The organism is Planktothrix sp. FACHB-1365, assembly GCF_014697575.1.
Classification (GTDB): domain Bacteria; phylum Cyanobacteriota; class Cyanobacteriia; order Cyanobacteriales; family Microcoleaceae; genus Planktothrix.
Genome location: NZ_JACJSC010000048.1, coordinates 1 through 14486 on the forward strand (window position 1 = coordinate 1; position 14486 = coordinate 14486).

Genomic DNA, 14486 nt, shown 5'->3' on the forward strand with positions numbered 1-14486 from the left:
TGAAGGTGATGGTTGTGTCTTCGTCGGCGGTTTTACTAATATCCGTTACAACGGGAGGGTCGTTGACTGGGGTAATTTTCAGGTTGACTGTAGCATCATTAACAGCATATTTCTCCCCATCATAACCCTTCCATTTAAAACTACTATCCCCACTGGAGTTAGGGGTAGGGACAAAGGTAATTTTATCGAGGTTAGCTAGAGTAATAACATCCTCTGCTTTAATATCAACGCCATTGAGTTTGAGTGTTCCTCCTGTGGGGAGGGAGGTGATTTTTATTTGGGTGAGACTATTATTTTCGGGGTCAGTATATTTATCCGTAAAGTCAGCGACGGTGAAGGTGATGGTTGTGTCTTCGTCGGCGGTTTTACTAATATCCGTTACAACGGGGGGGTCGTTGACTGGGGTAATTTTTAGGTGAACAGTGGCGGGATTATCTGCATATTTATCCCCATCAGAACCATTCCATTTAAAACTACTATCCCCATTAAAATTCAAGTTAGGGACAAAGGTAATTTTATCTAGTTGAGCGACAGGTATTTTTTGGTCTTTGGTAATATCAATACCGTTGAGTTTGAGTGTCCCTCCTGTGGGGAGGGAGGTGATTTGGATTTCGGTGAGGTTATCGTTATCAACGTCGCTAAATTTAGATGTAAAGTCGGTGACTGTGAAGTTGATGGTCTGCTCTTCGTCAACGGCGGTTTTATTAATATCAGTTACAACTGGGGGGTTGTTAGCATCATCATTTTTAATAATTCCTGTTGCAGTAATACTACTCCCTAACGCAGCATTAGTAGGATCGGAAAGTGTAACTGTAAAGTTCTCATTACTTTCTGGAATTAAATCTCCATTAACAATTACAGTAATTGTTTTGCTCGTTTCTCCTGGTAGAAAAGTTATAGTCCCGTCGTTGTCTACATAGTCGCCATTCCCAACGGTAGCTGTACCATCATTAGTGTTGTAATTAACAGTGACCGGGACAAAACTGGGGTCGTCTAAGGTAACAGTATATTCATAAGTTGTCGTTGTACTCCCTTCTGCCTTAGTGATAAGCGCTGGACTAATATTAACTGTATTATTAAATCTAACATTACTCAGTAAAGCAATCCCATGAGAGGCAGGATTATTAGGTGCAAGAGGGCCGTCCCCAAAAGTAATTTCAAATTTGTCAACGGGCTGGTTAAAAAAAACTATAACATTACCATTCTTTGCATTGCCACCTTTGTTGTCTGAAGGAGCTGTACCTGTTACTGTATTGCCAGAAATGGTATAACTGGGTGAAGCAACTGCACTACTAATTTGAGGTGAAACGGATGTGCTTTCATAAAAACCTTGAATCACAACTTCATCTTGCCAAACTTTAGAATCAATAAAATCTACGTCATACATTTCAAAGTTTAAATAATTAACCGGTGTGTTTAATTTGACAGTTAATTTCACATTATCACTCTTAGAAACCGGGTCAATTTGAAAATAGAGATAGCTTGGAGTTGTTAAGTAACCACCGTTAAAAGTTGTGTTATCTTCTTTAGGAGTGCTGTTATTCCAGGCTATACCTGAAGTGGCTGTAACCTGCATTGTCATATCAACGCCACTACCATCAATATTGGAGAAAATGATAGGGCCGAAAGTACCGGCTGGCCAATCAATTCCAGAAAGACTCCAATCTAACTGCGCTAGAATACCGCTATAAGCATCTATTACTTCAGGGGTAACACTCAAAGACGTATTAATAGAACCGACATTAACTTCTAAATCCCAATTTCCTCCTAAGCTGGCACTACCTGTTAAGTCATTAGAAGCGGCAATATCAGCCCCAGTGAGTTGGGATAAATTGGTAACGAAAGATTGTCCTAAACTTCCCGAAGCAACATTACATCCATATAATAAAATATCTGCATCGGCAGTTAATTGGGTTTGCCATTGCTGGAATTGTGCAGTATATTGATTTAAGGTTTGATTATCTAAAATTGTATTGCCTAATTGGATACTTCCTGAACTTCCATGAGCAATAATTTGTAGAGAGTCAATATTTTTAAAATTTGATAAAAGGGAAGTAATTTGATGAATTCCGTCTTGATTTGGGTCAAGAACTACTACCTCTGCGTTGGGATCAATACCTTGTAGTAATGTTTCGTAATTCTCAACTTGAGAATCAATAACAACAAGAGTTTGATGAGAATTTTGGATGAAATTATTATTAGATGACATATCCTGATTTCCTTAGATTTAGATACACTCTGAGAACGTTTAATAAATGGGGTTATACCAGATACAGTTAGTAGTATCTTAGATAACCCAATCAGTTTTTGGGGGATTTATCATAATCTATTCTAACGGCAATTTCTATCGCAAAAAAAACTTTTGCTCATCAGAATATTAGAGATTATACTGATCAATCCCTCTTAAAGATGGGTTTTTGCTTTAAAAAGCATTGGGGAGCAAATCCAAAAATATTCATCACTACTTTTGAAAATCATCAAACAAGTAGCAAGGCTTTTAAAACTAGATTTGTGCAGAAATATACACAATTAAAACAATGCTCTTTCATAGAAAAAATTAATTTTTTTATACAAAAAGCTAGATTTCTGGAAAACTGATGATCTAGTTTGTATTTGAGATGCACTGATACACTATTATGATGCTTTTGACCCTGAATTAAAACTGTGTATCACAAATTATACCTATGCTTAAGTATAAATGCGGAGATTTGAAAAAATCACTCTGTATATGTCAGATTTAAAATTGTCCTATTAATAGTTGACAAAATACTATCAATGTAGTATAAAGCCTTTTTGAATCCAATTTATTAAATCTGGGAACCAAATGCCTCCCCACAAGGGTTATAGACCTATTAACTTGTTGTAGAGAAGCGATAGATGAGTGGAGAAATATTAAGAATAATCCATTGAGGTTCTAATTTCTATGACCCTGTTTTAAAACTATCATCCGAGTTAATACGGATATATTGCTCAAAAATCCCACTCTCCCAGTTTGTTGGGTGTACTCGCTGGAAAATACTGGGGTAAATCGTAACGTTCCGGGTGGGCAATCAGCTAGAGAAAATGGACGACAACGAAACATCAGGTTATCTTAAAAGGAGTGGCATCCCGTGAAGCGTCAACATCCCTCAAGCAATTGAGTTAATTTTGTTTTAGGAAATCCCTGGCGTAGAACAGCAAGGTGGATGTCAACTAGCATAAAATAATATAGACCTTCTTGGCTAAGAGCGACCTTACGGATGTCTCTAATTTCATCTCAACATAACTTAACAAAAAGTAAACGTTCCTCTGGCATTGTCTTGCCTATGTTTGATCGTCTAAGCATTCGGCAAAAAATTGGCTGGGGTTATGGATTAGTGATTGGGGTAGTTTTGGTTGGCGTAACCACAGCATTTTTAATGGAAACCGCTTCTCAAAAACCTCTGCGAACCCAATTGCAAATTGATCAGGAGAAAGCAACGGTTCTTGATGGACTCAGCCAAAGTCTTCTACAGTTAAAACATAATCAAGATAATTTAGTCCAATTCCTCAGCAATGGCCAGGATATAGAAAAAGTTGAACGAGGGGTTTCTGCCTTGCGTTCCACTCTTTTTGTGATGAATAATCAGCTTCAACAACTTCAAAATATTCCTGAAACTACAGATAACGAGGTTCAACAAGATTATCTACTATTACAAGACTTAACTCAACGCTATAAAGAACGGTTAAATAACTACTCATCCCCGTTTGAAAAACTCATTCAAATCACAGAAAGACCTAACCTTAATCCTAAAATTTTGCAATCCGTTCAAAAATCTTTGATTGATTTGAATCAAAGTACCGGAATTACCCAAGTTTATCCCCTTTATTCAGAAACAACTCAACTTGAAAATAGATTTCGGAAACGAGCCGAAAATGCAATTCAAGCTTATGATAAAATCGGTATTTTAAGCAATAAAATTATTATCGTTACTTTATTAATATCTGGGGGATTAGCAATCATATTAGCCATTGGTATTGGTCGCATGATTGCCTTTCCTTTGGAGACAATGATTAAAGTCGCAGAGCAGGTGAGTGAAGAATCGGATTTTGCCTTACAAGCTCCCGTGACCAGTTCCGATGAATTGGGAGCATTAACATTATCTTTAAATCATTTAATTCAACGGGTTGCTGAGTATACGGAAGAATTACAAAAAGCCAAAATGGCGGCGGAAGCTGCCAACCGTTCTAAGAGTGTCTTTTTAGCCAATATGAGTCATGAATTACGAACCCCTTTAAATGCGATTATTGGCTATAGTGAAATGCTTCATGATGAATCTGAAGATTTGGGATATACAGACTTTTTACCTGACCTAGAACGAATTCAAACCGCCGGAAAACATCTGCGGGATATGATTAGTGATATTTTAGATATTTCTAAAATTGAAGCGGGTCATGTCACCCTCTATTTAGAAAATTTCCCCGTTGATAAATTGGTAGAAGATGTGATTACAACGGCTAAACCCTTAGCCGAAAAAAATAATAATGTTTTGAAAGTTAAGGCTAAATCTAACATTGGAACGATGTATGCGGATATGCCAAAAGTTCGACAAATTTTGTTAAATTTACTGAGCAATGCTTCTAAATTTACTGAAAAAGGAACAATTTATTTAATTATTGAACGAACTCAGGAAAAACCTCCTATTTCAGAAGATGATGAGTTAATGTATGGATTGGTTGCTAACTCCCCTCAATATTTGGTGTTTCGCGTTCGAGATACCGGAATTGGGATGACAGAAGAACAATTACAACAGATTTTTAAACCGTTTATTCAAGCGGATGCTTCTACAACAAAACGTTTTGGGGGAACGGGTTTAGGACTAGCTATTAGTCAGCGTTTATGCCAAATTTTGGGGGGAGTGATTACGGTAGAAAGTCAAATTAATAAAGGTTCTATTTTTAGTGTTTGGCTACCCGTTCATGTCAAAGGATAAACAACTATAGCAAGTCTAAATGGATTGTACTCTCATCATCATGGCTGATGATTAATCCTAAAAAATGGAGATAAATCCCCCTGTAGGGGCGAGGTTACCTCGCCCCTACGATGTAGAGATTACCGAGATAAAATTCGAGAAAATCCATTAAGTATTGTAGGTTCTTTCTACTTCTCCTTGTCTTTCGGCGTGCTTGGCAATCACCCAAACCGCATGAATTGAACCGGGTAGCCAACCTAACAGGGTAAGCAGAATATTAAATAACAGTGCTGAACTAAACCCAACTGTTAAATAAACCCCAAGAGGTGGCAAAAGAATTCCTAAGATAACTTGTAATAATCTCATCAGAATTGGTTTCCATAGCAACTACCTTATGCTTTTATTTTTAATTTAAACCCTTAGATTTACATCTTTCTAAAGGACGATTCAGGTCTGGGAGATGAAAATGATTGACGATAACGAATCTATCTATCTATAGAGGTCAATCATTACTGTTTTTAACTAAGGTTAAAAGTAAAATTTGTTAGATTTGTAAAAAATTGAGGAAAATTTATGATGGCATCGTTATTGACTTTGGTAGCAACGGCTCTAAGTTTATTAATTGTTGATCTTGTTGTTCCTGGGGTAAATCTAGCCACATTTCCGGCGGCTTTAATTGCGGCGGCGGCAATTGGTGGGGTGAATGCTTTTGTTAAGCCTGTAATCTCAACATTATCTCTTCCCCTGAATTTTTTAAGCTTGGGTGCTTTTTCCTTTGTTGTTAATGGTTTGTGTTTCTGGTTGGCTTCTGTATTAGTCCCTGGATTTCAGGTGTATGGTTTCTTGGGCTTTATTTTAGGCCCTGTAATTTTATCAGCCGTTAATACTTTCTTGAATAGTTATTTTGTGGAGAAATATCCCCAACAATTTAATGCTCAAGAACCCTTAACTAAATAAGTGGTATCTATAGTAAGTCTAAATCAATTGTACAACTGTTTTAATCCCAATTGATCGTAGGGGCGAGGCGTGCCTCGCCCCGAACTGCAAATCCAAGTATTTTTTAGTATTAATAATCAAGTTGACCATTTTATACAATTCCTTTAGACTTGCTATATATCTGATATTCAGTTCAATCCACTTCAATGCGCTTATAAATGGCTTTTACCGCCATATAAATTCCGTAAGCAACTAAACCTAAAGCGACTAAAGTTAATAGGAATTTACCAAAAGGTTGTTGTCTTAAGGTTTGTAAAGCTCCATCAATCCCTTTGACTTCATTGGGATTAGTAAAACGAGCGGCTTGAATCAAGAAAAAGCCAATAATAACAAAAACAATCCCTCTCGCAAAAATCCCTAATCGGCAAATATTAATTAATAAGTTTTGCTTTTTGGCTTCTAAATTCCTTAAATCTAGCTCTTGAGTAAACTTAGTTTTATAGGCTTTATAAAACATATAAAACCCTAAGCCAATAATGAATGCTCCTAGGGTGGCAACTAGCCCATTTCCCCAAGGTTGAGCGAGTACAAACGCTGTCCAATCTTGTTGGGAATTTCCGCCTCCGGTGGCTGCACCCATGACTAAACGAGCCGATGTTAAGGCTAATCCCGCATAAATTAATCCGCTTATCGCATAACCTAAACGGCTGAAAATTCCTTTGGCATCGCTGCCTTTATGTTCAGGATCTTGAATACATTCAATCCATCGCCATAGGGCATATCCGATTAATCCAATCGTGATTAATACTAATAGAAATTGTCCAAAAGGTTGGGTTGCAATTGTCTGTAAGGCTCCCGTGGTATCTGTTGTTTGTCCGCCCAAACCAAAGGCAGCCATTAGGGCTAACACTCCAATTAATCCATAAACAAAGCCTTTGGTTATATACCCTAATCGGGCTAAACGTTCTATCCAAGTTGAACGATTTGCCGTGACAGTATAGGAAGGTCGATTAGAACTCATAACGTCCTTCAAATTAGATTTGATCTTTCTAATTTAACGAACCCTTCCTAATTTCTACCTCTATCGGAGGATAGTTTGATTTCGGGTATCTAAAAATTTTAACTGTTGATAGAGCATCGTAATTTTAGGAACATCAACACCCTGAGCAATAGCAGCTTGTAAAGGATTTCCAACAATAGCTTCCAGTTCTAAAGGACGATGAGCGTCATAATCTAACTTCATACTGGTTAAATAAGGCTTCATTTTATCCGTATGATCGAGCATCAATTCAATATAATTTTTAGGAAGATGGCGATTATAACTAGAAGCAATTGCAACGACTTCTCCCATTAATTCTGCTGCTAAAAGACGAGTTTCTGGGTTTGTCATGATTTCATCGGTTCTGGCATCTAACACCACTGAAAGACCATTATAAGGAATATTCCAAACTAATTTTTTCCATCGAGATAACATTAAATCTTCACTCAATTCAATCGGGATTTGAGCTCGTTGGAAATCCACTGCAATCTCCTGCATTCGCTCAGAAATTCCGCCGGGTTGATATTGATCTTGATATTCTCCTAAATGAACGGCACTATAATCAATATGCTGAATATGTCCAGGCCCGACTTTATTAGAACAAATAAAACAAAGTCCCCCCATTACTCGTTTTTCCCCAACGATTTCAGCAATTTGAGGTTCAACATTGAGTCCATTTTGTAAGAGTAAAACAACTCCATCGGGTTTAACAATGGGTGGCAATAATTGAGGTAATAAATAATTGTGAGTCGTTTTTAAAGTAATAATCACAACATCACAGGGAGGCATTTGATGAACATCATTATAGGCCTGAACTTGGGGCAGGGTAAAATTCCCCTCTAAAGAGTCAATTTTTAAGCCTTGTGTACGGACAAATTCATAATCTCGATTTAGGAGAAAATGAACTTCCAGACCCGCTTTTTGCAGTTTCGCACCGTAGAATCCTCCGACTGCACCTGTACCAATAATTGCATAGCTTCGAGTTACCATAACCTTAAAAAATACTCCTAAATTTAACGAGGTTTACAATAAAAAATTGACCAAGTTTCATTGATTTTTTTAGGATGACCTGGCTCTATTGTGCCTTGATTAATATCATAAACAATATATTGCTCTTCTTTAAATAAAAAGGCTTTTTGATCATGAAGCGTTACGGCTGCATCAATCCCTTCCGTAAATTTCAAAGGCCATTCTTTTCCTAATCCGTCTTTAATCTTTTTGGGATAACCTCGATCTGTCATTTCTTTATAAATATCATATTGTATATATTCATCCCCTTTAAAAAAATAAGCTTTTCCATTATTCCATAAAACAGCCGCATCAATTCCCTGATAAAAATGACTAGGCCATCCTAACCAATTCCCACTATTTAATTTTTGAGGATAACCCGGTTCTACCCGATTTTGATATAAATCAAAGCGAATATATTCATTTTCTTTAAAGAAAAAGGCTTTGCCGTTATTCCAAAGTAAACCAGCATCAATTCCGTGATGAAAGGACTCTGGAAAACTAGCTCCGATTCCCTGTTGAATTTTTTTAGGGTATCCTGATTCAATACAGTGGTGAGCTAAATTATAATTAATATACTGATTGCCTTTGAAAAAATAAGCATTTCCATCTCGCCAAATTACAACTGTATCTAAATCCGCCATTAAAAACCGAGCTTTTCCCAAATCTAACCAATTAAGAATTTCTGCTGGTAAAGGTTTGCGTTGACGATTTTTCGGATCAATACAGATATGTTTCGTTGATCCTTGAGCAATTAATTGATCAGAAGATTTCAATACAATTCTATACTTAATTCTGAAAGAAGTTTCATTAATCAATTCAGGGGTTGACTCAATCCAAATCTGATCTCCACAATATAAAGGAAAGCGGAAATCAACTGTGGCATGAACAACAGGAATGGCAGAATCAGGATTAATAAAAAATTTTTTAAGATCAATTTCAGCCGTTGTTAGAGAGGCTTCATAAGCTTCATGACACATCGCCAAAATATTTGTAAAATAAACCACACCCGCAGCATCCGTATCTTGAAAACGAACGATTCGACTGTAGATATAAGTCATTTTATCCCCTCATTTCAAACCTAAATTTTTAAAAGTTAAATTTTGTAAAAATACCATGAGGTGGGCAATGCCCACCTACTCAATTCTATTTCTTTTTCTCTAATTGTATCATCCTTTATTTTTGATCAACATAACATCAATAATGTTATTTGCCATGCTTTCAGAAATCTCTAAGACATTAAAGAGATTATCGAGCAAGGCATCTTCTTCTTCTGTAATTTCTCCATCGGCTAAGGTAATATCTGTAACAACAGCAAAAGCCGTTTCTCTCAATTCTTTAGGCAATTTTTCCACGGCTGCTTTTAATAATACATCCGATCCTTGTTCTTGTAATTGATTCAGGAGTTGATCAATCATGGCTCGCATTTTCTCCCCGGAATAATCACTGAAAAGCTGCATTCGTGAAAACGTTGTTGTTATCGCTTGGGACTCACTTCCGGTAATATAACCATCGGCTGCTACTGCAATTAATGAGATTGCAGCAAAAGCTTCCGCAGAATTCAGTTCAATGGGACTTGGCATTGTTAAAACCTCCTGACTAATTTGGAATTGAAGCAGATTTTTCCCACGCTTATGATGACACTATCTGCTGATTTTTTCCAATTTATTTTCTGAAAATTGCTAATTCAGCCGTTAAAAAGTCAATAAATTGTCGTGCCGTCCTTCCAGATCGACCATTATGACGAGTGGCCCATTGTAAGGCTCGAAACTGCAACTCTTCAGGACTGATCTCAATTCCTCCTTGATCAGCTAAATGTTTGACAATATTCAAATAAGTATTTTGATCCGCAGGTTCAAAGGTTAAGGTTAAACCAAAGCGATCGCTAAAGGATAATTTTTCCTGTACCGTATCCCAAACATGAACTTCATCCTGATCTTTGGGAGATGGTCGATCTTCAAAATATTCTCGGACTAAATGACGACGGTTAGAGGTTGCATAAACCACAACATTTTGAGGACGGGCTGTTAAATTTCCTTCTAATACAACTTTCAAGGCTTTAAAGGCATCGTCATCTTCTTCAAAGGATAAATCATCGACAAAAATAATAAATTTTTGGGGTACACCTTGCAACTGTTCAACCACAAGAGATAAATCTTTTAAATCTGATTTTGCAACTTCAATTAATTTTAAATTTTGATCCCTATACTGATGTAATAATGCCTTGATCAAAGAAGATTTACCCGCACCTCGACTTCCATATAATAAAACATTTAAGGCGGGATATCCGGCTAATAAAATTTCTGTATTTTTTAACAGCATATCCCGTTGAGTTTCATAACCGACTAACTGGTTTAAATGGACAGGATCGGGATTTAAAATTTTAATAAATTGTTTCTGTTGCCAACGAAATGCAGAGGCACTGGCAAATAAACCCGTCCCAAATTTATGATAATGATTAGCTAAACTTTCTACGACATCTGACCAATTTTCTAAGGTTGAAAACTGATTTTTTAGGGGTAATTCTTCAATTCTATCTAACTGTTCGGGTTGGGGTTGCCAAATTGTCGGATTTTCGGATAATTGGGCAATACTTCTTAACCACTGACTCAATTTTTCACTATTACATTGATAGAGGGTTTGTAATGTTTTTAAATCTTGTTTTGTTGCTTCAATTAAGGACGGGGATAATTGATTAAAGGAGATTTGCTGCGCTTGTTGACTAAAGGGATTATCAGCGCGTAAAATTTGGGTAATTAAATAGTCTTGCCAAGTTTGTCGATGTTTAGCTTGAACTTGAAACCAAATTCCATAGGCTTTTAAACAATTTAAAATACTAGATTCACCGTGATGAAAGGCTTCTAAAAGGCTTAAAAACCCCTGCCCAATTTCATCATTTAAAACTTCTTGATATAATAATAAAGATGCAGCCTGACGTTGCAAAAAGCGTACCTGAGAGATAATTTGACTATTCAGAGAAGACATAGGAACAAGTTGACAATTTTTATCTTACATTTTACCAAAATTGGGCTGATTCAGAAACTCTTTTTTTCCCAGAAGCTGGGTTTCTATAATTAACAAGCTCTATATAAATTTTTACAACGTTAAAGTTTAACTTTTGATACAATTAGAACAAATGTTAATCCAGTTAGCCCCTAACGTTGTATAAAAGAACTTTGTAATGATTGGATGAACAGGAGTTATGATGAGTTTAGGGGTAATTGCTGCGATCGCTTACGGCTTATTAGCGATTATCGGTGGCATTGTTGGTTATACTAAAGCTAAAAGTAAAATTTCTCTGTTTGCAGGTTGTACCACTGGTTTATTACTGGTTTTAGGTGGAATTCTTCAGATTCAAGGGTTAACCTGGGGATTAATTTTCTCCATTGTTCTGTCGGTTTTTCTGATCATTACTTTTATTTCCCGTTTATTCAAAACCCGTAAATTCATGCCTTCTGGATTAATGATTATTGCTGGATTTGTTGCCTTGGCTTTGATGGGATATCAAATGCAAATTCTTTGAAATTAGGGAATAGGGAATAGGGAATAGGGAATAGGGAATCAAGCTATAATTATGATTATAAATCAACCTTTTTCTGGATATACACTGCCTGTTTTTGCTTGTGCTGCGGCTGTAGCTGCATTGCAATATTTACAACAAAAAAATCAGTTCATTCAGCAAGTTTCCATTGATTTAGTCGATCCGGCGGAAACCGTTAATATCCCCATTGAACAAATTGCGCTTTTAACCGAAAATTCTGCTTTAGCAATTACTCGTTCTGATCCCGGAGATAATTTAGATTTAACCCGAAATACGCCCATTTGGGCAAGGGTAGAATGGGTGAATCATTTACCCCTACCTTTGTCTTTTCAAGCTAGAGGAGATCAACTTTCGGATGCTATTTTTATTCAAGGCGGAGAAGGAATTGGCTATCATGAAAAAACCGGACAAACCGCCATCTATCGGTATGCAAAACTTTTATTATTAGCCAATCTTGAGAAATTACTAAAACCCAACGAAAAAATTTTAATCACCTTTATTTTACCCGAAGGGAAACAACTGGCAACCCGCACTTCTAATGCTGCTTTTGGAATTGTTGAAGGCTTATCGTTATTGGGAACAACCGGAATTTCTCAAGCCTTAACTGTTCCTGAACAATTAGAACACTATCAAGCGCAATTACAAGAAAAAGCGACAGAATTTGATTGTTTAGTTTTTTGTATTGGTGAAAATGGATTAGATTTTGCTCAGAAAATCGGAATTCCCCCTCAACAAATCGTAAAAACAGCCAATTGGTTAGGATCAATGTTAGTGTCCGCCGCCTTAGCTGGAATTCAATCCATTTTATTATTAGGTTATCATGGCAAATTAATCAAATTAGCAGGGGGAATTTTCCACACCCATCATCATCTAGCCGATGGCCGATTAGAAATATTAACCGCCTATTGTGCCAATGCTGGACTCCCTACCGCAAATCTTCAACAAATTTTTAACAGTACAACGGCGGAGGATGCCTTACAATATCTGCGAGAATTAGAGGTAATACAGGGGGAAAATTACGTCAATCAAGTTTATGGAGCGATCGCAACCGCGATTGATCACCGATCCCAAGCTTATATTTACACCCACTGCGAAAAAAATGTCAAGGTAGGTTCCCTAATGTTCGACCGTAAGCGTAAAATTATCATCAGAAGTGAAATCGCTGATACAATTTTAGAACAAATTTGCTATTCTAATCAGAATCACTCTTGAAGGCTGTTGTCAAGATTTGTCCATCCTGATGCCTAACCGCTAATTCAGGATCTCTAAATCTATAATGATGTGATTCGTCCTTGAAAACCTCCTCGATTATGCTTCTCAGTAAGACCAGAGGAGGTCGGGATTTTATAATTGTTAACCTTTGAATTTCTATCCCTTACATTACACTCAATATGTCTCCCCAGACTCAAACTCCAACTCAACCCCAAGATACTAATACTTCAGGCGAAAAATTGAACCGACAAATGATTGTCATTCTTGACTTCGGTTCCCAATATTCCGAATTAATTGCCCGCCGCATTCGGGAAACCGAGGTTTATTCTGAAGTCATCTCCTACCGCACCACCGCCGAACAACTCACAGCCCTAAACCCAAAAGGCATTATCCTCTCAGGTGGCCCCAATTCTGTCTATGATGAAGGAACACCCCAATGTGATCCCAAACTCTGGGAGTTGGGGATTCCCGTTTTAGGGGTTTGTTATGGAATGCAGTTAATGGTAAAACAGCTAGGTGGTGGCGTAGAACGGGCAAAACGCGCCGAATATGGGAAAGCGTCTTTACAGATTGATGACCCAACGGATTTACTCACCAATGTTGAACAGGGTGCAACGATGTGGATGAGTCACGCTGACTCCTGCACACAATTACCCCCTGGATTTGAAGTTTTAGCCCATACTGATAATACCCCCTGCGCCGCCATTGCTGACCATGAAAGACATTTATATGGCGTCCAATTCCATCCTGAAGTGGTTCATTCCATTGGGGGTCAAGCCTTAATTCGCAATTTTGTTTATCATATTTGTCGCTGTCAACCGACTTGGACAATGGAAGCTTTTGTTGAAGAATCCATTCGAGAAATTCGCGCGCGAGTCGGAGATAAACGGGTATTATTAGCACTTTCTGGCGGCGTTGATTCTTCAACTTTAGCCTTTTTACTCCACCGTGCCATTGGCGATAATTTAACCTGTATGTTTATCGACCAAGGGTTTATGCGGAAATTAGAACCTGAACGATTAGTCAAATTATTTCATGAACAATTTCACATTCCGGTTCAATATGTGAACGCCCGTGAACGCTTCTTAAAACAACTTGAAGGTGTTACTGACCCCGAAGAAAAACGTAAACGCATTGGTCGAGAATTTATTCGAGTTTTTGAGGAAGAATCGACTCGTTTAGGGCCCTTTGATTATTTAGCTCAAGGAACATTATATCCTGATGTGATTGAATCGGCTGATACTAATGTTGATCCCAAAACCGGAGAACGGGTTGCGGTTAAAATTAAAAGCCATCACAATGTCGGAGGATTACCTAAAGATTTACGGTTTAAATTAGTAGAACCCCTGCGAAAACTGTTTAAAGATGAAGTTAGAAAAGTGGGGCGTTCTATTGGTTTACCCGAAGAAATTGTCCGACGTCATCCCTTTCCTGGCCCTGGTTTAGCGATTCGGATATTAGGAGAAGTCACGGCTGAAAAGTTAAATATTCTCCGAGATGCGGATTTAATTGTGCGGGAAGAAATCAATAAACAAGGGGTTTATCACGATTATTGGCAAGCTTTTGCAGTCTTGCTTCCGGTGCGAAGCGTTGGGGTGATGGGAGATCATCGCACCTATGCTTATCCGATTGTTCTACGATTTGTTAGTAGTGAAGATGGGATGACGGCCGATTGGTCACGGGTTCCCTATGATTTATTAGAACAGATTTCTAATCGGATTGTCAATGAAGTTCGCGGCGTGAACCGGGTGGTTTATGATATTACGTCTAAGCCGCCTGGAACCATCGAATGGGAATAGAATTTTTTAAGTCAAATTCC

The 14486-nt window shown here is 37.6% G+C and carries 12 protein-coding genes; 5 read left to right on the top strand and 7 right to left on the bottom strand.

The window, feature by feature from the left end; all coding sequences use genetic code 11:
* Positions 1–2209, bottom strand: a 2209-nt coding sequence (locus H6G57_RS27475) for a DUF4347 domain-containing protein (protein WP_190524831.1), incomplete at its 3' end; no start/stop codon positions are given.
* Positions 2210–3239: 1030 nt separating this feature from the next.
* Between H6G57_RS27475 and H6G57_RS27480 the strand changes: the two genes are divergently transcribed.
* A complete protein-coding gene (locus H6G57_RS27480) occupies positions 3240–4952 on the top strand; it encodes an ATP-binding protein (protein WP_190524833.1) in 1713 nt (570 codons plus the stop codon).
* A 147-nt stretch (positions 4953–5099) separates the two neighbouring features.
* Here the strand turns inward: H6G57_RS27480 and H6G57_RS27485 are convergent, their stop codons facing one another.
* Entirely contained in the window at positions 5100–5297 is a 198-nt protein-coding gene (locus H6G57_RS27485; RefSeq protein WP_072719500.1) for a YqaE/Pmp3 family membrane protein, read from the bottom strand.
* 210 nt (positions 5298–5507) lie between these two features.
* Between H6G57_RS27485 and H6G57_RS27490 the strand changes: the two genes are divergently transcribed.
* Positions 5508–5888 carry a phage holin family protein gene (locus H6G57_RS27490; protein WP_242049109.1) on the top strand — a complete coding sequence of 127 codons (381 nt, stop codon included), beginning with the start codon at positions 5508–5510 and terminating at the stop codon, positions 5886–5888.
* Between the two features lie 172 nt (positions 5889–6060).
* Here the strand turns inward: H6G57_RS27490 and H6G57_RS27495 are convergent, their stop codons facing one another.
* The 5 genes from H6G57_RS27495 to H6G57_RS27515 form a co-directional block, all read right to left on the bottom strand.
* Positions 6061–6888: a DUF1206 domain-containing protein gene (locus H6G57_RS27495; RefSeq protein WP_190524837.1), complete on the bottom strand. Its 828-nt coding sequence runs from the start codon at positions 6886–6888 to the stop codon at positions 6061–6063.
* Between the two features lie 60 nt (positions 6889–6948).
* Entirely contained in the window at positions 6949–7896 is a 948-nt protein-coding gene (locus tag H6G57_RS27500; RefSeq protein ID WP_190524839.1) for a putative 2-dehydropantoate 2-reductase, read from the bottom strand.
* A 23-nt stretch (positions 7897–7919) separates the two neighbouring features.
* The gene (locus tag H6G57_RS29690) at positions 7920–8975 is read right to left on the bottom strand and encodes a hemopexin repeat-containing protein (RefSeq protein WP_190524841.1); all 1056 of its coding nucleotides are present in this window, start codon (positions 8973–8975) and stop codon (positions 7920–7922) included.
* A gap of 108 nt (positions 8976–9083) precedes the next feature.
* Positions 9084–9497 (bottom strand): tellurite resistance TerB family protein, encoded by a 414-nt coding sequence (locus tag H6G57_RS27510; RefSeq protein ID WP_072719495.1) that lies wholly within the window; start codon positions 9495–9497, stop codon positions 9084–9086.
* An 82-nt stretch (positions 9498–9579) separates the two neighbouring features.
* Positions 9580–10899, bottom strand: a complete 1320-nt coding sequence (locus tag H6G57_RS27515; RefSeq protein ID WP_190524843.1) for an ATP-binding protein — start codon at positions 10897–10899, stop codon at positions 9580–9582.
* Positions 10900–11116: 217 nt separating this feature from the next.
* Between H6G57_RS27515 and H6G57_RS27520 the strand changes: the two genes are divergently transcribed.
* From H6G57_RS27520 to guaA, 3 genes are all read left to right on the top strand, one after another.
* Positions 11117–11437 (top strand): TMEM14 family protein, encoded by a 321-nt coding sequence (locus H6G57_RS27520; protein WP_375539553.1) that lies wholly within the window; start codon positions 11117–11119, stop codon positions 11435–11437.
* 51 nt (positions 11438–11488) lie between these two features.
* Positions 11489–12667, top strand: a complete 1179-nt coding sequence (cbiD, locus tag H6G57_RS27525; RefSeq protein WP_190524845.1) for a cobalt-precorrin-5B (C(1))-methyltransferase CbiD — start codon at positions 11489–11491, stop codon at positions 12665–12667.
* A gap of 179 nt (positions 12668–12846) precedes the next feature.
* Positions 12847–14466: a glutamine-hydrolyzing GMP synthase gene (guaA, locus tag H6G57_RS27530; RefSeq protein WP_190524847.1), complete on the top strand. Its 1620-nt coding sequence runs from the start codon at positions 12847–12849 to the stop codon at positions 14464–14466.
* Positions 14467–14486 lie beyond the last annotated feature (20 nt).

What these genes read in the sequence shown, in the direction of transcription:
- H6G57_RS27480 (WP_190524833.1), top strand. Translation starts at nt 3,240, where the DNA reads ATGTCTCTAATTTCATCTCAACATAACTTAACAAAAAGTAAACGTTCC.
- H6G57_RS27485 (WP_072719500.1), bottom strand. Translation starts at nt 5,297, where the DNA reads ATGAGATTATTACAAGTTATCTTAGGAATTCTTTTGCCACCTCTTGGG.
- H6G57_RS27490 (WP_242049109.1), top strand. Translation starts at nt 5,508, where the DNA reads ATGGCATCGTTATTGACTTTGGTAGCAACGGCTCTAAGTTTATTAATT.
- H6G57_RS27495 (WP_190524837.1), bottom strand. Translation starts at nt 6,888, where the DNA reads ATGAGTTCTAATCGACCTTCCTATACTGTCACGGCAAATCGTTCAACT.
- H6G57_RS27500 (WP_190524839.1), bottom strand. Translation starts at nt 7,896, where the DNA reads ATGGTAACTCGAAGCTATGCAATTATTGGTACAGGTGCAGTCGGAGGA.
- H6G57_RS29690 (WP_190524841.1), bottom strand. Translation starts at nt 8,975, where the DNA reads ATGACTTATATCTACAGTCGAATCGTTCGTTTTCAAGATACGGATGCT.
- H6G57_RS27510 (WP_072719495.1), bottom strand. Translation starts at nt 9,497, where the DNA reads ATGCCAAGTCCCATTGAACTGAATTCTGCGGAAGCTTTTGCTGCAATC.
- H6G57_RS27515 (WP_190524843.1), bottom strand. Translation starts at nt 10,899, where the DNA reads ATGTCTTCTCTGAATAGTCAAATTATCTCTCAGGTACGCTTTTTGCAA.
- H6G57_RS27520 (WP_375539553.1), top strand. Translation starts at nt 11,117, where the DNA reads ATGATGAGTTTAGGGGTAATTGCTGCGATCGCTTACGGCTTATTAGCG.
- cbiD (WP_190524845.1), top strand. Translation starts at nt 11,489, where the DNA reads ATGATTATAAATCAACCTTTTTCTGGATATACACTGCCTGTTTTTGCT.
- guaA (WP_190524847.1), top strand. Translation starts at nt 12,847, where the DNA reads ATGTCTCCCCAGACTCAAACTCCAACTCAACCCCAAGATACTAATACT.